19 protein-coding genes are annotated in these 19,282 nt (G+C 56.2%); 2 read left to right on the plus strand and 17 right to left on the minus strand.

The window, feature by feature from the left end:
- Positions 1-260 precede the first annotated feature (260 nt).
- Positions 261-1,013, plus strand: coding sequence for a metalloprotease LoiP (gene loiP, locus SGBXF1_RS20060; protein ID WP_061807950.1), 753 nt, complete (start codon positions 261-263; stop codon positions 1,011-1,013).
- A gap of 758 nt (positions 1,014-1,771) precedes the next feature.
- Here loiP and SGBXF1_RS20065 read toward each other — a convergent pair.
- The 14 genes from SGBXF1_RS20065 to SGBXF1_RS20130 all read right to left on the minus strand — a co-directional run bounded on the left by SGBXF1_RS20065 (position 1,772) and on the right by SGBXF1_RS20130 (position 14,785).
- Positions 1,772-3,412, minus strand: coding sequence for a thiamine pyrophosphate-binding protein (locus SGBXF1_RS20065; protein ID WP_186428543.1), 1,641 nt, complete (start codon positions 3,410-3,412; stop codon positions 1,772-1,774).
- Between the two features lie 50 nt (positions 3,413-3,462).
- Positions 3,463-4,932 carry an aldehyde dehydrogenase gene (locus tag SGBXF1_RS20070; RefSeq protein WP_186427436.1) on the minus strand — a complete coding sequence of 490 codons (1,470 nt, stop codon included), beginning with the start codon at positions 4,930-4,932 and terminating at the stop codon, positions 3,463-3,465.
- A 15-nt stretch (positions 4,933-4,947) separates the two neighbouring features.
- Positions 4,948-5,742, minus strand: a complete 795-nt coding sequence (locus tag SGBXF1_RS20075; protein ID WP_186427437.1) for an aspartate dehydrogenase — start codon at positions 5,740-5,742, stop codon at positions 4,948-4,950.
- A 17-nt stretch (positions 5,743-5,759) separates the two neighbouring features.
- Complete coding sequence (locus SGBXF1_RS20080) at positions 5,760-6,554, minus strand: SDR family oxidoreductase (RefSeq protein ID WP_186427438.1); 795 nt, start codon at positions 6,552-6,554, stop codon at positions 5,760-5,762.
- Positions 6,551-7,369, minus strand: coding sequence for an alpha/beta fold hydrolase (locus tag SGBXF1_RS20085; protein ID WP_186427439.1), 819 nt, complete (start codon positions 7,367-7,369; stop codon positions 6,551-6,553). Before SGBXF1_RS20085 ends, SGBXF1_RS20080 begins: the two co-directional genes overlap by 4 nt.
- Positions 7,369-7,893, minus strand: coding sequence for a cupin domain-containing protein (locus tag SGBXF1_RS20090; RefSeq protein WP_037426720.1), 525 nt, complete (start codon positions 7,891-7,893; stop codon positions 7,369-7,371). Before SGBXF1_RS20090 ends, SGBXF1_RS20085 begins: the two co-directional genes overlap by 1 nt.
- Before the next feature lie 29 nt (positions 7,894-7,922).
- Positions 7,923-9,185 carry an MFS transporter gene (locus SGBXF1_RS20095; protein ID WP_037426718.1) on the minus strand — a complete coding sequence of 421 codons (1,263 nt, stop codon included), beginning with the start codon at positions 9,183-9,185 and terminating at the stop codon, positions 7,923-7,925.
- 24 nt (positions 9,186-9,209) lie between these two features.
- Positions 9,210-10,421 carry an NAD(P)/FAD-dependent oxidoreductase gene (locus tag SGBXF1_RS20100; RefSeq protein WP_186427440.1) on the minus strand — a complete coding sequence of 404 codons (1,212 nt, stop codon included), beginning with the start codon at positions 10,419-10,421 and terminating at the stop codon, positions 9,210-9,212.
- Entirely contained in the window at positions 10,418-11,359 is a 942-nt protein-coding gene (locus tag SGBXF1_RS20105; RefSeq protein WP_186427441.1) for a VOC family protein, read from the minus strand. The genes SGBXF1_RS20100 and SGBXF1_RS20105 overlap by 4 nt, the downstream gene beginning before the upstream one ends.
- 161 nt (positions 11,360-11,520) lie before the next feature.
- Entirely contained in the window at positions 11,521-12,315 is a 795-nt protein-coding gene (locus SGBXF1_RS20110; protein ID WP_061807944.1) for an IclR family transcriptional regulator, read from the minus strand.
- A 25-nt stretch (positions 12,316-12,340) separates the two neighbouring features.
- Positions 12,341-13,096, minus strand: a complete 756-nt coding sequence (locus SGBXF1_RS20115; RefSeq protein WP_186427442.1) for an SDR family oxidoreductase — start codon at positions 13,094-13,096, stop codon at positions 12,341-12,343.
- Positions 13,093-14,136: an aromatic ring-hydroxylating oxygenase subunit alpha gene (locus tag SGBXF1_RS20120; protein ID WP_061807942.1), complete on the minus strand. Its 1,044-nt coding sequence runs from the start codon at positions 14,134-14,136 to the stop codon at positions 13,093-13,095. The genes SGBXF1_RS20115 and SGBXF1_RS20120 overlap by 4 nt, the downstream gene beginning before the upstream one ends.
- A gap of 20 nt (positions 14,137-14,156) precedes the next feature.
- On the minus strand, positions 14,157-14,465 hold the full coding sequence (locus SGBXF1_RS20125) for a recombinase-like helix-turn-helix domain-containing protein (RefSeq protein WP_037426567.1): 309 nt from the start codon (positions 14,463-14,465) through the stop codon (positions 14,157-14,159).
- A 2-nt stretch (positions 14,466-14,467) separates the two neighbouring features.
- Positions 14,468-14,785 (minus strand): non-heme iron oxygenase ferredoxin subunit, encoded by a 318-nt coding sequence (locus SGBXF1_RS20130; RefSeq protein WP_012146671.1) that lies wholly within the window; start codon positions 14,783-14,785, stop codon positions 14,468-14,470.
- A 395-nt stretch (positions 14,786-15,180) separates the two neighbouring features.
- Between SGBXF1_RS20130 and SGBXF1_RS20135 the strand changes: the two genes are divergently transcribed.
- Complete coding sequence (locus tag SGBXF1_RS20135; protein WP_130381984.1) at positions 15,181-16,416, plus strand: MFS transporter; 1,236 nt, start codon at positions 15,181-15,183, stop codon at positions 16,414-16,416.
- Positions 16,417-16,496: 80 nt separating this feature from the next.
- Here SGBXF1_RS20135 and rluF read toward each other — a convergent pair whose 3' ends face one another.
- The 3 genes from rluF to msrA all read right to left on the minus strand — a co-directional run bounded on the left by rluF (position 16,497) and on the right by msrA (position 19,272).
- Complete coding sequence (gene rluF / locus SGBXF1_RS20140) at positions 16,497-17,360, minus strand: 23S rRNA pseudouridine(2604) synthase RluF (RefSeq protein ID WP_186427443.1); 864 nt, start codon at positions 17,358-17,360, stop codon at positions 16,497-16,499.
- 53 nt (positions 17,361-17,413) lie between these two features.
- The gene (gene speB, locus SGBXF1_RS20145; RefSeq protein ID WP_186427444.1) at positions 17,414-18,334 is read right to left on the minus strand and encodes an agmatinase; all 921 of its coding nucleotides are present in this window, start codon (positions 18,332-18,334) and stop codon (positions 17,414-17,416) included.
- Between the two features lie 212 nt (positions 18,335-18,546).
- The gene (gene msrA, locus SGBXF1_RS20150; protein ID WP_186428544.1) at positions 18,547-19,272 is read right to left on the minus strand and encodes a peptide-methionine (S)-S-oxide reductase MsrA; all 726 of its coding nucleotides are present in this window, start codon (positions 19,270-19,272) and stop codon (positions 18,547-18,549) included.
- Positions 19,273-19,282: the final 10 nt, after the last annotated feature.

Here is a 19,282-nt window from a genome sequence, read left to right on the forward strand (position 1 = left end):
AAGCTCTTTACGAGAGGACATGTTTTACTCCAGGTCGGATTAAAAAATCAGTCAAGTTTTCTATTTTCTCAGACTCAGCATTAAAACGGCAATCCCTAATACCAAATGAGAGCGAGTTCACAACTTATTAGCACAATTGGTCAGTTTTTCGGAATAACACTATTTTCCCAATTGTCATCGTACACTAGTCTCGTGCAGCAAGATTTCCCTAAACTAAAAATGGCACTCCCCCCTTGTTACTATCACAGGAAGATAGCGTTATGAAAATCCGTACCTCTTTGATTGCATTAAGCATTGCCACTTTGGTAAGCGGCTGTCAAAACCTGAATACCGATACGTTGATGCAGTCTGGCGCGCAAGCATTTCAGGCGGCGACGTTGAGCAATGACGACGTCAAAACCCTGAGTGATAAATCCTGCGCAGAGATGGACAGCAAGGCACAAATCGCGCCAGCCGACAGTACTTACACTAAGCGTTTGAACAAAATTGCAGCGGCACTGGGGGATAATATCAACGGCACGCCAGCTAACTACAAAGTTTACGTCACCAAAGACGTGAATGCCTGGGCAATGGCTAATGGCTGTATCCGCGTTTACAGCGGGCTGATGGACATGATGACCGACAATGAAGTGGAAGGCGTACTGGGCCATGAAATGGGCCACGTGGCGCTGGGCCATACGCGTAAAGCCATGCAGGTGGCTTACGGTACCGTGGCGTTGCGTACCGCAGCGGCCTCAACCGGCGGCATCATTGCGTCACTGTCGCAGTCGCAACTGGCGGATATGGGCGAAAAACTGGTTAACGCTCAGTTCTCCCAGAAACAGGAAAGTGAAGCGGATGACTATTCGTTCGATCTGATGAAGCAGCGCGGTATCGATCCAAACGGGCTGGTCACCAGCTTTGAGAAACTGGCGAAAATGGAAGCCGGACGTCAAAGCAGCATGTTCGACGATCATCCTGCTTCCGAAGCACGTGCGCAGCATATTCGTGACCGCATCGCGGCTGGCAAATAAAATAGCGGGCTCAACACATGCCACAATGCTGATCAGTTAAGCCTGATTGGCATTTTTTTATTCGGTTCCTGCAAGTTCAGTGCAACTAGAATTGCCATAAATATCCTCCATTTCTCTGTAACCATAATGTCTGGCAATTGGAGGGGCCGAAGGCGCGGCCCCTCCACCCGCGCCTTCGCTTAACACCTTCTGTCCGCTGCGCGGATACCCTCGCTGCACCTACGTTGTCGGACGGGTCGGCTACGACAAACGTCCCTGTTTGTCTCGCCTCAACCGGCCTTCCCTGGCCGGTTGCCCCTGACAACGCCACCTTGCTCAGCAGACGGTGATGCGCGCTCAAGGTCAACACCCGCATTGGTAACCGCCGGGCAACATATGCCCTCAGTTTGACGTTGCGTGATGAAAGGCCGTGAAAATGATGAGATGAGCAGGGTGTTGGGCGCCCTTGAAGACGTCGAACGCAGGAACGACGCATAGGCGAAACCGCCATGGACGGCGGTTTCAGGCGAGACAGGCAGGGACGCCTGTCATAGCCGGCCGTGATGCGGCGTGAATAAGTGAGAGCCGTTGGCGCAGCCAACCGTCTGATAGGGCAAAGGCGCGGGTTGCAAGGGGCCGCGCCTACGGCCCCTTGCTCGGTCGGAGCGTAAGAATCTCATGGTAATCTAGTCATTTATCGACCGAAAAAAACGCTTAACTCACCAAAAAACATCTTAAGTGAACAGAGTCTCTACAAGTGCCCGGCGTTTTTAACTTCATCAATATAGAGACTTTTGCGGCGGCCCGGCGAAGGTCAACGGCCCGATACTGTTCATATCCACCTCCACCACCGACGGCCCCGGATAATTGATCGCTTCCGCCAACACACCACTGAACTGCGCCGCGCTGTCCACCTTCCAGGCTTTCAGCCCCATCGCTTCAGCCACCAGCGTAAAAGCAGGGGTGTGCAGTTCGTTATAGTATTGGCGACCGGCAAAGTATTTATCCTGAATACCGCGCATCACGCCGTAGCCACCGTCGTTCATGATCAGCAAAGTGATATTGGCCTGCTCCTGCGCCATGGTCGCCAACTCACCCAAGCCTAACGCCAACCCGCCGTCGCCCACCAACCCGACCACCTTACGCTGCGGGTTAGCGATCGCGGTACCAATCGCCATCGGCAAACCCATGCCAATCGCGCCAGCCAGCGAATGAATGTTACACAGAGGCGAAATCGCACGGAACAAACGGCTGCCCCAAACGCTGCCAGAGACAGTGATATCACGCACCAACAGCCCATCCTGCGGCAACGCGGCGGCAATGGCGTCGTTTAATTTGGCATATTCCCCAGACTGTTGGCGCAACGCGCTTTCCGCCTGCTGCACCGCGCGGGCGATTTCGGCGTCCCACTCAGCATTGACCTTCTCACCTTGGCTAACTCGGGCTGCCAATGCGTTAAGCAAGGCACCACAGTCGCCATTAATTTGTTCGTCGGCCAGATAGTTACGGTTGGCCGCCGCCGGATCAATATCAATCTGCACCAATGGACGTGGCAGCGGCAGCGTCCAGGTACGAGTTTCATTGCTGCGCAGACGTGAACCGGCCACCAGCGTCAGATCGCACTGCGTCAGGATCGCCTCAATGCTCGGTGAATTATGGAACGCACGCAGGCTGCGCGGATGGCTATCAGACAGAATGCCACGCCCGTGGGTGCTGGAGATCACCACGATACCCGCATCCGCCAGCTTGCGCACCGCCTCGCCGCAAGCTAGCGCGCCGCCGCCCAGCCACAACAACGGGCGTTTGGCCTGTTTCAGCCGCTGATAAAGCCGTTCAACCGCATCGTCACTGGCTGGCGGTAGCGGCGCAGGCATCACCAGCTGGCTCAGTACCGCGCTGGAAACCAGGCTGCTTTGAATATCGATCGGGATCTCAACCGCCACCGGGCCGCAAGGCACCGTCTGCGCGTCGAGAATGGCCCGCTGGATCACTGCCACGGCCTGTTCCGCAGAGTTAACCCGATACGCGCGTTTGGAGCAGGCGCGCAGGAAACCCAATTGATCCCGCGTTTCATGAATGAACCCGGCATCGGCATCCAGATAGGCTTTTTCCACCTGACCGGTAATATGCAGCAGCGGCGTATTGGCGTTCATCGCCTCGATCATTGCACCGACCGCATTGCCTGCACCCGCACCGGTACTGGTCAAGGCCACGCCAAGACCAGAGAAACGGCCGTGGGCATCGGCCATAGTCACGGCCCCCGCTTCACCACGTGCCGGCACAAAGCGAATGTTTCCGCGCTGGCCTACTGCGTCAGCTATCGGCAGATTATGAATCGAAATGATGCCGTACATCGCCGACACCTCGTACTGTTCCAGAGTCCGGGCTATCGCCTCGCCAACCGTTATTTTCTCGCTCATCATCAGCCTTCTTATATGTTCGTTGTAGGGGTACGCACCGTCGCTCAAAACTAATCGCTCCAGCGATTCGCCTGATGGCTAAGCGCCAGATACAGGCTTTTTTGCTGCATGTAGGCTTTGATGCCGTGCAGGCCCTTTTCGCGGCCCAGACCGCTCTCTTTAAAACCGCCGAAAGGCGTAGAAATGGAGAATGTTTTGTAGGTATTGATCCACACCGTGCCAGTTTCCAATTCATCCGCCAGCGCCATCGCCCGCGGGAAGTCACGGCTCCAGATGCCTGCTGCCAGCCCGTACACCGAGTCATTGGCCTGTTCAATGAGCTGTTTCTCGTCATCAAACGGCAACGCCACCAGCACCGGGCCAAAAATCTCCTCCTGACAGGCGCGGGCGCTGTTACTCAACCCTTCAATAATCGTCGGCAGGTAATAGCTGCCGCCTGCCAACATCGGATCTGCCGGGGCCTCGCCACCAATCACTATCCGACCGCCCTCCTGCTGCGCCAGCGCCACGTAATCCGCTACGCTTTGACGATGCTTTTCGTTAATCAGCGGGCCAAGGTGCACCCCTGGTGTCAACGGGTTCCCCACTCGCAGCCCAGCAGCCAGTTCGCTCAGGCGCGCCAACAGCGGCTGGTATAGAGAACGATGCACAAACAAACGCGACCCGGCGATACAAGCCTGCCCTGCGGAACTGAAAATGCCGTAGCAGATGCCACGGGCCGCCTGTTCCAGATCGGCGTCCTCCAGCACAATAGTTGGCGATTTTCCGCCCAGTTCCAGCGAGGTGGGGATCAGTTTTTCGGCGGCAATATGTGCCAGATGGCGACCGGTATTGGTGCCACCGGTAAAAGAAATCTTTTTCACTAACGGATGGCGGGCCAGCGCTTCACCAATCACCGAACCTTTCCCCGGCAGCACACTGAGCAGCCCGGCAGGCAGCCCTGCCTGTTCAAACAACTCCGCCAGTTTTAGCGCCATCAGCGGCGTGGCTTCGGCCGGTTTGAGAATCACCGCGTTGCCCGCAGCCAATGCTGGGGCCACCTTTTGCATTTCACTGGCAATCGGCGAGTTCCACGGCGTAATCGCGGCGATCACCCCTAGCGGTTGATACTGGCTCAACGTCATCACCTCTGCGCTGCGCTGGGTTGGCAGTTCGCCCTCCAGCACCTCACAGGCAGCAGCAAAATAGCGGGCCGTCGCCGCCGCACTGGCCACCAAGCCACGGGTTTCCGCCAGCGGTTTACCGTTGTCGCGGGTCTGCAACTGCGCCAACTCTTCCTGCTGCGCCATAATCAGATTACTGACGCGGTACAGAATATTGGCACGCTGGTGCGGTACTAATCCACGCCACTCAGGTGCGCGCCAGGCCTGTTCGGCGGCGGCCACTGCGTCGTTCACATCGTCAATGCTGGCGGCACACAACCGTGCATTGACACTGCCGTCAGCCGGAAACACCGAGGTCATCTCGTCGCCTCGCCCTTCACGCCAGCACCCAGCCACAAAAATCTTTAACTTTTCCATGCTCGCTCCTGCCGTTCAGGCAATAAAACCACCGTCTACCAGACGGCGGCAGGCTTGTACTGCGCTTAACGCAGCCAGGGTTGATGTCTTGGGATTGCTCGCTAACGGGTTGCCGCTCAGCTCAATCTGAAATTCACCGAAATTACCGCACACCTGTAGTCGATGGGTGTTGCGTCGGGTGGCGGGATCAACCAGCAGCCGCACTCGGGTGGCGTCCATCCCCAAGCCGTTGAGCGCGATGGTCGCAGCCACGTTGGCATTGGCCGGGAACAGCCGCGCCGCCTCGCGTGCCGAACCTTCAAAAAATACCTGTGCTTCGCTCACGGCATCGAGATCAATCAATTGCTCTGCCATGCTGCCGCGCCAGCTCGCCGGACTTTTACAGGCCTGATAGGTGACGCTGTCCAGCCCGCCTTCACGCGCTGATGCCAACCCATCCATGCCTGCTATGGCACCGGACAGCACAATGAGCTGCCCCTGATGTTGCCGACAAGCCTGCTGCAACCGCTGTTGCAGCGCCGCATCCGCCAGCGCACCGGTGGAGATCACCGCCAACGGCCAACCACGCGTCACCACAGCCTCACCAAATTCGGCTACCGCCTGCTGACTGGCGCACTCCAGCACCAGATCCGGTTGCTCAGTACACTGATCCGGATGGGTTAGCGCCTGCACCTGCCCCCCGAAGGCACTGTCGATTGCCGCATGATGAGCCGCACGCGCCACGATCCAGCCCACGCTCACCCCGTCCGGCAGGCGGGAAAGCACTTCTCTGGCCATTGCGCCGTAGCCAATCATCATGATCTTCTTCATCTTTTCAGCCCTTGCGATTAAAGATGGCGGTTAAAGCCACCGGAGACGTCAAGCGCCGCACCGGTAGTAAAGGACGCCAGAGGTGAGGCCAAAAACAGCAGCGCCTGCGCGGGCTCCTGCGGTTTGCCAAGACGTTTCATCGGGATGCCGCGTCGTTCTGCAATCGCTGCCGTCCACTGTTCCCAGCTTTGATCCTTATCACTGCGTTCGGCGAAACGGCGACGCCACTGGCCGGACTCCACCATGCCCAACAGGATTGAGTTAACGCGGATCCCCTTATCCACCAGCTCTTTCGACAGCGTTAGCGTCATGTTTAGCAAGGCTGCACGCGCCGCCGAAGTGGCGATCATGTGTTCTTCTGGCTGCAGTGCCAGTAGCGAGTTCACGCAAGTAATCGACGCAATATCCGAATGTTCCAGCGCCGGCAGAAATGCCTGTACCGGGTTGATGACGCCGAACAGCTTTAGCTCCGCCTCATGTAACCAGGCGGCACGTGGCGTTTGGTCAAAGTGCGCGACAAACCCCTGCCCCGCGTTGTTAATCAACACATCCACTGCGCCAAAGTGCGCCATCACTTGAGCAGCAAACTGTGTCACCTGCGACTCGTCCAACACGTCACAGCGCAGCGCCAGGATCTCCGCGTGCGGGAACTCATTACGCAGGCTGGTTTCAGCACCGGCTAACTTGTCCGAATCGCGGCCGCAAAATGCCACCTTTGCCCCTTCCGCCAGCAGCAGACGCAAGGTTTCAAAACCGATGCCCGACGAACCGCCCGTAACGACAGCGACACGTTTATCAAGCTGAAAATTCATGGTTGGATTGCTCCCGTAAAGTCCTGCAGATAGCGGTTAAATTGCACCGGCGCATCGAGATAACTGGCGTGTCCCGCCCCCTCGATCAGACGCAGAGGTGCATCTTGCTGCTGCGCCAATGTTGTCGCCGCCGCCGGTGGCGTGATCCGATCGCAGTCACCGCACCACACCTGCAACGGGCCGCGGTAATGCGCCAGATAATGGCTGATCTCATCGTTAGCCAGCATCCAGGCGGCATTAAGAAAACCGTCAGGATCCAACTGCTGCATGCCGTGGCGGATCCAGGCGATATCCTGCGGCTCCGCGTTATCACACAGCAGCGCAGCTGCCCGTTGTTCGCCATAACCTTGCGGCCCCAAGGTTTCGATCATTTGCTTACGCTGACCGTAAACCTGTTGGCGCTTTTCTTCCGGTGCACTGGCATAGCCCTGAGCCGGATCCGCCAGTACCAGTCCGCACAAGCCATCGGGATAACCGGCAGCATAGGCACTGCCGATTAACGCACCGAGTGAGTGACCAACGATCAACGGTTGATCCAACTGCAACTCAGCCACCAGCGCTGCCAACGCAGCGGCATACGCAGTAGCATCCGGCTGGCTCACCGTCAGCGGTAAACTGCCACCATAGCCCGGGGCATCCCAGGCCAGTAGGCGGTGACCATCGGCTAATTCATGATCGTTGAACTGCTTGATCCATGAGGCCGAACCGGAGCTAATACCGTGCAGTAGCACCACCGGTCGGCCGTGCCCCGCTTCGCGCCAGCTCAGGGTGTAATCCCCACAGCGCGCCTGTTGACGTTGCGCCAGGCCGTTCATCAGTTGCGTTTCACTTTAGATAATGGGTGATCTGCCGGGTAGGTCGGGGTTTCCGGTTTGGCAGTACCAAGCATCACGCACATCAACGCCTCTTCCTCGCCGTGGTTGAACAACCCACGGTAAACACCGGCCGGAACCGAGATCAAATCGCGCTCTTTCAGCTTGGTTTCGTAATACTCCGTGCCGTCCTGAATCATCAGCGTGATGCTGCCTTTCAGCATAAAGAACACTTCTTCCACGTCGTCATGCAGGTGCAATGGACCTTCGCATTTAGACGGCAACACCATGGTAGAAAACGTAAAGTTACCCGCCGGAATGGTATTGGTGTCGTTCACCACGCCAGTGGCACCGGTGCCGATATAGCGCATCTGCGCACGGCGGTATTTCGGGTCGTAGTCAGCCTGAAACTTCAGGGCATTCCAGTCATATTTACGGCCTTCAAAACGGGCGATACGTGATTCCACCCAATTATCTATCGACTGATCTTGCGGCTTAACGCCGGCTGGTTTCTCAACCTGGGACATGTTGTTACTCCTCGTTGATCAATGGGATATCAATATTTCTTCAGCAACGGCAGCAGAATGATGCAGCCGATAAAGGCCATCACCACCAGGAACAGCAAACCGTTATCCATGTTGCCGGTGGCGGCGATCAGCGCCCCCATCAGCACCGGTGCCAACGCACCGGCAAAATTGCCTAATCCGTTAAAAATACCGCCTGCGGTGGCGCTGACCTTGCTACTGGTGGCTTTCGCCAGCAGGGCAAAGATGTTCGGTGCGCCGGCACCCCACATAAAGGTGCTGAAAGCCATGGCGGCGATCACGCTGTAAGTGCCCTGCATATGCAGCACCACGGCCAACCCCAGCCCGGCACCGCACAGCGAGATAAAGCAGGCCAGCGCACGGCGATCCAACTTGTCTGACAGCCAGGCACCGAGCACTTCGCCGAGCAGCATCGCAATGAATGGCAGCGATGACAGGTACCCGGCGTGTTCCAGGTGAATGCCTTTGCCCTTGATCAGGTAGCTGGGCAACCAGCCATTCATGCCCCACAGATAGGTCAGGAAAGCGATGTTAAACAGGCAAATCATCCAAAAATGCGGGCTGCGCAACAGTTCATAGCGATGCTGTTTACGTTCGGCGATTGCCGGTTTTGAAACCGTGGCCGCTGCCGGACGTGATACGTTGAGATGACGCATGCCAAACAGCACCAGCAACATGACCGGCAGTGTCAGGAATGCCATAAAGAAGAAGGTGGTCTGCCAGTCAAAGGTGTTGAGGATATACAGCGTGACCGGGAATCCGAGCGCCGCCCCCAACGGTGTACCAAGCAGCCACAGCATGGTGGCGCGTGCTTGCAGCCGCTGCGGGAAGGCCTGGCGGATAATGGCATAGGCCATCGGCAACAACGGACCTTCGGCAATGCCGAGCAAAATGCGTAATGTCATCATGGTGTGATAAGAACGGGCCATGCCCATCAGCACCATCAATACGCCCCACACCACCATCATGCCGATCAGCACTTTTACTGGGTTCAACCGGTCGCCAATACCGCTGAGCAGCATCGAAGAAATGCCATACGAGAACAAAAATGCGCTCATCAGCAAGCCCAGTCGCGCCGGGTCAAAACTGATGCCCAAGGCCTGCTGGAATTCGCTATCGGAAAACAGCGCCGCGATGCTGATCTTGTCGAAAAACGCCAGCAACACACAGGCAAACAGCGCGATTGGCACCGACCAGCGAACCCGCTGCTGCGGATTTTCGGCAACGGCTTCCCCCACCCGTCCAGCGCGGGCGTCAATATCTTGCGTAGTCATGAAACGCTCCCGAGGTTACGGGCGTTATTTCAACGCCATTAAAGAAAACTCTGCGTCCGCCAACTGCTGCGGTTCCAACACTCGCCCACTGGCCAGCCAGCGCTTACCCAGCTTGATGGTGCGTGCGTCGTTGAACGCCACCATCTGCACCAACTGCCGGTCGGCATTCAGCGTGAAGAACACCTGCGACTGTGGTGTGCGTCGCACCACGTGATGCACGCCGCCGGTCGGTATGCCGAGGATCTGGATATTCGCGTCGTATTGATCCGACCAAAGCCAGGCCACGTCATCGTAAGGTGAGGCAAAGGCATCCAGCATTGCGCAGGCGGTGCTGATCGCCTGATTCTGCGCATAGGCCCAGGATTGAAGGCACAGACCCAGCGTCGGGTGGCGCGCTACGTCACCAGCGGCGAAGATCGCTGGGTGGCTGGTGCGCCCCTGGCCGTCAACCACGATACCGGCATCAACCTTTAACCCGGCACCCTGCGCCAGCTCCAGGTTCAACTCCACGCCGATCCCCACCACCACCAGATCAAACGGCTGAGGATCGCTGCTGTCACTGCCGATCCAGGCGCTGCCGTTACGATCGTTTAGTTGGATCTCACCGCAGCCGCAATGCACCGTTACGCCCTGCTGCTGATGCAGTTCGAGCAACGCCTGGGAGACGTCCGCACCCACGCTGCGCATGCACAACGCAGGCTGGCGCTCAAACACCGTCACCTCAGCCCCGAGGCGTCGTGCCGACGCGGCAATTTCCAGGCCGATCCACCCACCGCCGACAATCGCCAACTTGCGACAATCCTGTAATGCCTGGCGTAGCTTCGCCGCATCATCCCAGGAGCGCAGCGTCATCACTCGTGGATGGTCAGCCCAGCGGGCGTCCGGAACACGCGGTCGCCCACCGGTAGCAATCAGCAGTTGATCAAACTGCAATTGCCGGCCATCACTGAGGTGGACGATTTGCTGTTGTGCATCAATAGATTCAGCACGCAACGGGCGACACCAATCGATGTTCAACCCGGCAACCACCTGTTCGCTGAACAAACGGCTGAGCGGCGCATTACCGTCCAGCAATGCCGCTTTAGAAAGCGGTGGTCTTTCATAAAAGTCATAGGGTTCATCGCTGACCACCGTCAAACGGCCTGCATAGCCGCGGTCACGCAGCGTTTTCGCCGCCCAGCCACCAGCCTGACCACCACCGATGATCACGATGCCTGCCGGTTCTGGCTGGCTCATAACGCCTCCGTTTTTTTCTGCTGGCGGCGCGTGTCATGGTCGATACCACCTTCCACAGCCCACTCGGTGAACGACACCAGTGAGTGTTCCAGCTCACGCGGTTGCCAGTTTTCAGTCAGGTAATCGTCGTTGGTGTAGTACTCAAACGCACCGCCGGTCGGGCTGTTGACGTACCAAAAGTAGGCTGAGGAAATGGGATGGCGCCCAGGACCAATGAAGGTGCTCCACTTCTCTTTGTTCATGGCAATACCGCCACCGATCACTTCGTGGATGTCGCGTACGGTAAAGGCTACGTGATTCAGGCCGCGTGGGCGATTAGGCAATTTCAGCAAGAACAGATTGTGATGGCCGCCGCGTGCCTGAGTGCGCAGGAATACCGCACGATCGATATAACGGTCCGATACCTGGAACCCCAACACCTCGCGATAGAAACGTTCAGTCGCCGCCAGATCATCGACAAAGAACACCACATGACCGATGTTGATAGGTTGCGCCTGGGCATACACCGGACTCGGCTGATCAATACGGCGCACATCGCCCCACTGGTTGATCGGTGACACAGGTAAATCAACATCGCGCTGCTGGCTAACGCTAAAGCGCAACGTCATGCCGTTTGGATCGAGGCACTCCAGCTCTTCACCCACCAGGCGGAAACCTGGCATCTGCGCCAACAATGGCTGCAACGCCGCCAACTCGGCCGGACTGTTAACGCCCCAGGTCATACGACGCAAGGTAGAACCACTCTCGAACGCTGTCGGTAACGCTTCGCTCTGCAACGGATGCAGTACCACGCGCGCCCCGCTCAGGGTAGTGAATTCGCGCTGGGTTTCGCCCCAATGCTGTTGCGCGGCCTGCAGACCGAAGTCCTGCATGAATTTCTCGCACGTTGGCAGATTTTCGACGCCAAACTCCAGTTTTTCGATTCCGATTACGCTCATTAATTGTGCCTCACGTTCTCGCTGAATGCAGTTTTCAGGCATGATCGAACCCCGGCCCATGATTGTCATGAGCCTTATCCCTGCCTGAGTCATTGGTAGGGGACGACTATCTTCGTCCCGAGTAATGCGGGCGTAGCTTGCGGCGCCCCTATGAAAATCAGTTAACCGACGTTAGCCTGCGGCGGTGCGCCCAGGAAGCCGGAGATTTTCACCGCGGCGTCCCGCACCTCCATGCGTAGCCGCTCGCGATCCGCTTTTGGGATCTCATCGGACGGCACCATAATGCTGATCACGGCCTCAACCCGTTGCTCGCGGTTGAAGATCGGATAGACGATCGAGGAGATGCCGTGGCGGAAAAATGACTCGCCGATAACATAGCCACGCGCCTTATCCTGCTGCACCATCTGCCACAAGGTTTCACGATCCGCCGGGGTGCCCGGACCGCTCCCCGGCAGTTGTTCCTGCGGGTAAAGCAGTTCAAATTCCTCACGGGTGGCACTGGTCAACAACATGCGGCCAAGCGAGGTTTGGTGTACCGGCAAGCGAGTTCCGACGCTGACCTGGTTGATTTGCGAACCTGCGGCGCTGACACGAGCAATGTAGATCACGTCACGCTCATCACGGATCGCCAGATGACTGCTGCACTGGCTGCGATCGCGCAGTTGTTCTATTACCGGCTGACCAGCCTGCGCCACATCCAGCGAAGCGATATATTCAAAGCCGAGACGCAGCACCTTGATACCCAAAGAAAAAGTGTTGGTACGTGGGTTACGTTCAAGAAAGCCCAGGTGCTCCAACGTTTGCACTACGCGATAGGCGGTCGCTTTTGGCATATCGACCAAGCGATGCAATTGGGCAAATGTCATTTCCTTATGTTGCTCGCCAAAGGCCAGCAACAGTTGCAATCCGCGATCCAGTCCTGGGATCAGATATTTACACCCTTGGTCGTCCGCCATGTGCTGCTCCTGGCTAAAAGGTAGATTAGTTAAAAACGAAACCGCCGTTAACCGGCAACAGCTGGCCAGTCACAAAGTTCGCCAGCGGTGACAGCAGGTAGAGCACCGTGCCATTGACGTCGTCAGGGTGCTGCGCCCCGGTCAATGCCCGGCCCTGCTCGTACAGCTGATGACGCTCGGCAGGCACGTATTCCGTGGCCTCCACCCGCGTCAGGCCCGGAGCAATGGCATTCACGCAAATCCCCTGCGGGCCCAACTCACGCGCCATCGAGCGGGTCATCGAGATAATCGCCCCTTTGCTGGCCACATAGGCCATTAAGCGCGGTGCGCCCCACAGCGCGGTATCCGAAGCCACGTTAACGATCTTGGCATGCGGGGTTTGTGCCAGCAATGGCACCGCGGCCTGGCTCACCAGCCAGGTGCCGCGCACATTAACCTGCATTACCCGATCCCACAGATCAATGTCGTATTCCATCATGGTTTTGCCACCGACGCCGGTAGCCAACGCCGCGTTGTTCACTAACCCGTCGATCGCGCCACCTTCAGCGATGGCGTTAAACACTGCATGAATCGACGCTGGATCGGCTAGATCGATCACATGAGATTCAACCTGTGCGCCCCGCTCACGCAGACTGGCTGCACTGTCTGTCAGTTCATCGGCCAAAATATCGCACATCACCACGTTGGCACCGGCATCGGCGACCGCAGTAGCGAAACTACGCCCCAAACCGCGAGCCGCGCCGGTCACGACAATGCGTTTACCTGTCAGTAGGCCATTCACTGCGCCGCCTCCTGTTCGTTAAGACGCGACAGTTGTTTCTGTGCTTCTTTTTGCATCATACGGCGCAGACGAGACAGCCCAACGTCATGCTGGTACAGATATTCACGACCACGCGCGTTCGGTGCCATGTTTTCCAGCACGATACGATCCTGTTCCAATACGTCCCAGTGCAAGGATTCCAGGCGGTTGCGGTACATAAAGCGCCACATGTCACGCTGCCAGTCTTTCACCTTACGGATCCGCCAGAAGAACACCCGGCAGTGATCCTTATCTTCCGGGACCACCATGCCGATGATCCAGAAGTGGCCGCCCGGTCCAAAACGTTTTTTGTATGGGATCGACAGGCGCATCCAGTAAGCCCCGCTGCTGCCGAACTCTACCCAGTCAAAGTTCACGCCGATCTGGCCATTCTTCTTAAAGATGAAACCGCTGTCGGTCGGCTCCAGTGCCATATCCGCCTTGCGATCTCCTTCTGCCATTGAGTGTGAAGAGGAGTGCAGGTAGGTGCCGTGCATTGGATCCATCACGTTTTCCAACGCATACTGGTAATTGCAGTCCCAACTGGCTGTACACAAGAAGTTGCTGTAAGACGCTTCGTCTGCCAGTTCCGGCGGGAAGGTCAGTTCGGCCGGTTCTTCATCTGCGGTCACGCCGAAATAGAGGAATACCGCACCGTAGGCTTCTTTGGCCGGATAAGAACGCAGGCATTTTTGCCCCACCAGCGGGCAACGGTCGACCGCCGGCACGTCTTTAACCGTACCATCACCGCCGACTTCAACGCCGTGATACCAACAGGCGATACGATCACCCAGGTTCCAGCCCATGGAAAGCCGCGCTCCGCGATGCGGGCAGCGATCTTCCAAAGCGTGGATCGCACCTTCTCCGTCACGCCACACCACGATCTGTTGTTCCAGACGAGTAATGCCTACCGGGTTATTGCCGATTTCCCAACTGGCCAGCACCGGATACCACATGCCACGCAGCCCCTGATCGAGATAATCCTGTAAGGTCTGTGCGGAGGATGTTGTGTTTGCTGTCATTGTCTTCTCCCGGGTGCTGCTCAGAAACCGTTAACGTGAAGGAATTCGCGGAACGCCGTCTCATTCCAAGGCTGGCCATTGCGATCGAACAGGCGCCGTTGATTGAGCGCACTGACAATCTGTTCCAGTTCTTCCGCGCCCTGCTCGAAAATCTCTTCCAGCGCAGCGACTAATGCTGTCTCAAAACCGTCCGGCACTCGGGCCCGGTTTTGCCAGATCACGTTCTGGAAATGGCCTGGCTGATGGATCTGGCCGTTGCCGCCTTCACGCGCTGGGATCACCTGTTGGGTGTCCGGCAGCCAGGGATTGAAATCGGTGATGTGCTGCATGATTACTCCTCCGCAATAAAGGTGATTTGGATTTGATTGTCGATCACCCGGGTGGCATAGGTTTGCAGATCGCGGCCGCCTGGCTCACGCAGGCACTGGCCGGTACGCACGTCGAACAATGCTTCGTGCAACGGACATTCGACCTTACCGTCATCAACAAACCCCTGGCTGAGCAAGGCATAAGCATGTGGGCAAACGTCTTCCAGTGCGTAGTAATTGCCGTCAATCAGATACACCCCGACTTCTTTCCCTTCCACATTGGCAGAAAAAGGAAAATCTTCTTTCACCTGAGACACTTCACACACTTTCTTCCAGCTCATTGCTTCTGTCCTCTATCTGATTGTTTCATATATGAAACTCAGTTTCTTATTTAATACACTCACTATAAGTCTGGTGAAACTTTCGTCAAGAGAACAAAGCGGCAATTGTTAATGGAAAGTTGTTTAAACATGACAAATGCGGGAAAGATCACGAAAAAATGCACCGATATGAAAATCCTATGAAGGTTGTGCACTACATCACGATTTCATCGGTAAAAACACATTGATCTTGCTGATGCAATGCGAGTAAAAGTTCTTTCTCACTGGCTAAAAAACCTTTTTTTAACAAAAAATTTACATTTAGACAGCCAAAAACCTGCTTTTCAGCACTGTGAAATCAGCGGGTTAGTTTTCTGCTGCCTGAATTTATCAAACGCCCGTCAAAGGAGCACATTGTGCAACAACGTCAACGCTGGTTCGGGGTCGTAGCCCTACTGTTTCTGATCGTCATCGCCTATGCCGATCGGGTCAATATCGCCGTGATGCTGGTTAACCCGGACTTCCTGCAACACTTCCAGCTCGGGGGGAGCCGCGCGCATCAGGGTATGTTGATGACGGTGTTTTTGCTTGGTTACGGGTTTTCCGCCATGTTACTGACGCCGTTCCTGGAAACACTGATGGGTTACCGCCGTGCGTTGACGCTAAGCATTGTCCTGTGGGCGCTGCTCACCGCCGCGTCCCCCCTGGCGGGATCGGTATTGCTGCTATTTGCAGTGCGCGCACTGTTGGGGATCAGTGAGGGACCATTGTTCTCGCTGAAAACCATGTATATCGGCGATCATTTTGCCGCCCATGAACGTGGCAAGCCCAATGCAATCAGCACATTGGGTGTCTCACTGGGGTTAGTGATCGGTTTCCCGTTGGTCAGTTTTCTGATGACGCACTTCGGCTGGGCCATTTCCTTTTACCTGCTGGCGCTGATCAATCTGCTGCTCGGGTTAGCATTGGTACGGCTGTTTATACACCCGGCATCACTGGTGTCACGTGCCGTCGATCCTCGCCCTGTCATGACGCGTGTCTGGGAGACGTTTGCTGTGGCCTGGCATACGCCGATGCTTGGCTGGATCATGCTGATCGAGATTGCCACCCTCAGCTACCTGTGGGGATCCAGTTCCTGGTTACCCGCGTACCTGACCGACGAGAAAGGCTTTTCCATCAAACAAATGGGCTGGATGGCCTCGCTGCCGTTTATCGTCAGTATTGCCTCGAAATATCTCGGCGGCGTGCTGCTCGATCGCATCCGCCCTTATCAGGCACCGTTGATCTTCGCTTTTGGCGGAGCAGCCACTGCGTTGTGCATCTATGGCGTGATGCATAGCGAACAACTCGGCTGGATCGCCTTTTTCCTGCTGGCGGCCAATGCCTGTTGGGGTGCTCAGGGGGCCGCGATCCCAACTCTGTTACAGCATTATGCGCAGCCGCAGGCCGTGGGCAGCGCCTATGGGCTGATTAACGGCATCGGCAATATGTTCTCGGCGTTTGTGCCGATGATCATGGGTATGGTGATGGCCAGTCAGGGCAAGGTCTCGTCGGGGTTTGCGGTGCTGATCGTTTCACAATTGGTGACACTGCTGGCGGGCGGCGTGCTGTTCAGTCGGATGTTGATGACGCGTGAGGTAAAGCGGGCATAAAAAAGGTGGGACGCATAACGCGCCCCACCAGCATTCACACTGTATCCATCGTCCTTTAAGCTAACGGGATAGCTGAGGGCTTAACGCCCTTTCTTTTTACGACCTGGCTGAGCAAAACGCTTACGTGCAGGTGCATTGGCGCTGGATTTTTCAGCACTTTTCGGTGCGCTTCCCATCGGTTTTTTCGCTGCAGGTTTAGCTTTTTTCGCCGGCTTGGCTTCTGAGGAGGAGCCTTCAATGGATTTAAACAGCTCGACCAGTTCGTCGTCTGTCAAATCACGCCATTCACCCGGCGGCAACCCGGCCATGCTCACATTCATGATGCGAGTACGTTCGAGTTTGGTCACCTCATAACCGAAATGCTCACACATACGGCGGATCTGGCGGTTAAGCCCCTGTACCAACACGATGCGGAACACAAACGGCGCTTCTTTCTTCACCTTGCACTTTTTGGTCACCGTACCCAGCATCGGCACGCCGGCCCCCAGGCCACGAATAAAGTCGTCGGTTACCGGTTTGTTGACCGTGACCAGATACTCTTTCTCGTGATCGTTGCCCGCCCGCAGGATCTTGTTCACCAAATCGCCGTGGTTGGTAAGAAAGATCAGACCCAGAGAGTCTTTATCCAACCGTCCGATCGGGAAAATACGGGTGCTGTGATTGACGAAATCGACAATATTGTCTTTCTCGCCATCTTCCGTAGTACTGACAATACCGACTGGCTTGTTCAACGCAATAAAGATCAGATTGTCTTCATTACGCGGTTCAATCAGCTGACCGTTGACCTTGACGACGTCGCCTGGGAACACCTGATCGCCAAGCGTCACGCGCTTGCCATTGATAAAAACATTGCCTTGTTCGATGTAACGATCGGCATCGCGGCGCGAGCAGATACCGCTCTCGCTTATATATTTGTTAAGACGTGTTGAAGGCTTGGTCAGCATGCTATCTCCATGGACTCTGGCCTCTGAAAGGCCAGAGTTTAAGCTGTTACTGTTTAAGATTGCTTCTTGGCAGCCTGCAGATACAGCATTTCCAGGCCCAGGGTCGCCGCAGCCAGCGCGGTGATCTCGGATTGATCGTAGGCCGGAGCCACTTCCACTACGTCCATACCCACGATGTTAAGTGACTGCATGCCGCGTACCAGTTTCAGCGCACGATCGGAGGTCAGGCCGCCGATCACCGGCGTGCCGGTGCCCGGTGCGAATGCCGGATCCAGACAGTCGATATCGAAGGTCAGGTATACCGGCATATCGCCGACGATCTGTTTGATCTGAGCCAGCAGGTCGTCCGCGCTGCGATCGTTAACCTGCGCAGCATCCAATACGGTAAAGCCGTTGTCGTGATCGTATTCGGTACGAATGCCGATCTGCACCGAATGTTTTGGATCGATCAGGCCTTCGTTCGGCGCATGGAAGAACATGGTACCGTGGTCGTATTGGCTGCCGTTAGCGTAGGTGTCGGTATGGGCATCGAAGTGCACCAGCGCCATTTTACCGAAATGTTTGGCGTGTGCGCGCAGCAGCGGCAGTGTGACGAAGTGGTCACCGCCGAATGAGAGCATGCGCTTACCAGCTGCCAGCAGTTTTTCCGCGTGCGCCTGCAAGTTGTCACTCATGTCCTGAGCATCGCCAAAGTTGAACACGATGTCGCCACAATCGACGACGTTCAGACGATCGCGCAGGTCAAAGTTCCACGGCCAACGGTTGCCTTCCCAAGCCAAATTGGTGGAAACCTGGCGGATCGCCGCCGGGCCATGACGGCCACCAGCACGGCCGGAGGTTGCCATGTCAAATGGAATGCCGGTGATGACCCACTCTGCATCGCTGTCGTAAGGCATGAAATTCAGCGGAAAGCGCAGGAAACCAAAGGCGTTGGACACTAAAGAATTATCGGACTTATGGCCTAAGGTGCTCATAGTAAACCCTCATATTTCAACGTTTCACCTGGTGAAAAATCACACAGGCGCTGACAAAAAAAAATCCCTCCCGCGTCGTTAGCCCGACGAGAAAGGGATTGATACAAAATCTGGTTCAGTACTGCTGATACGGCAGATTATCGCCGTATTTCGTTCGCGCTTCAAGAGCGCGCATCATCATCCTGGTGACTCGTCACTGTCCAGTATAGGCACTACTGCTTCACCAGTACGGGTTGCTGGCTATAACGTGTCGGGAATAAATGCTCCAGCTGTTTTATTTTCGGCTGATCGTTAATCATGATGTAGAGGGAATCAGGGTGTTCCGTTAAAAAGTTCTGATGATAAGACTCTGCCGGGTAAAAATGCCCATTGCGCTCAACACGCGTAACCAGCGGTTGATCGTAACTGTGACTGGCCTGCAACTGAGCAATGTAGGCATTTGCAACCTGCTGCTGTGAATCATTCAGCGGGAAAAGCGCGGAGCGATACTGCGTGCCACTATCCGGTCCTTGTCGGTTAAGCTCTGTGGGATTATGCGCCACTGAGAAAAAGATCTGCAGCAAGTCACCGTAGGAAACTTGAGTCGGGTCAAAAGTCACTTTCACTGATTCCGCATGACCGGTATCACCGCCACTGACCTGCTGATAATCGGCAGTTTGCGCGGCGCCTCCGGTATAACCTGAGACAGCGCTGGTTACGCCCTTCACATGCTGAAAGACGCCTTGCACACCCCAGAAACAGCCGCCGGCAAAAATAGCGGTCTCACTGTGCGACGTGCCAGTTGGCTCATCAACCGCAGGTGCAGGTATCACCACCGCGGTTTCCGCCCCGCCGAATGACCATGCGCTTCCTTGCCAGAGGCCTACACCGACCAACGCTACCACGCCAGTAATGGCATAAGATCTTAACCACGTGCCGAGCCTGTTTGAACGTTTCATCATATTCACC

The sequence above is a fragment of the Serratia grimesii genome, assembly GCF_900186025.1.
GTDB classification, from domain to species: Bacteria; Pseudomonadota; Gammaproteobacteria; order Enterobacterales; family Enterobacteriaceae; genus Serratia; species Serratia grimesii.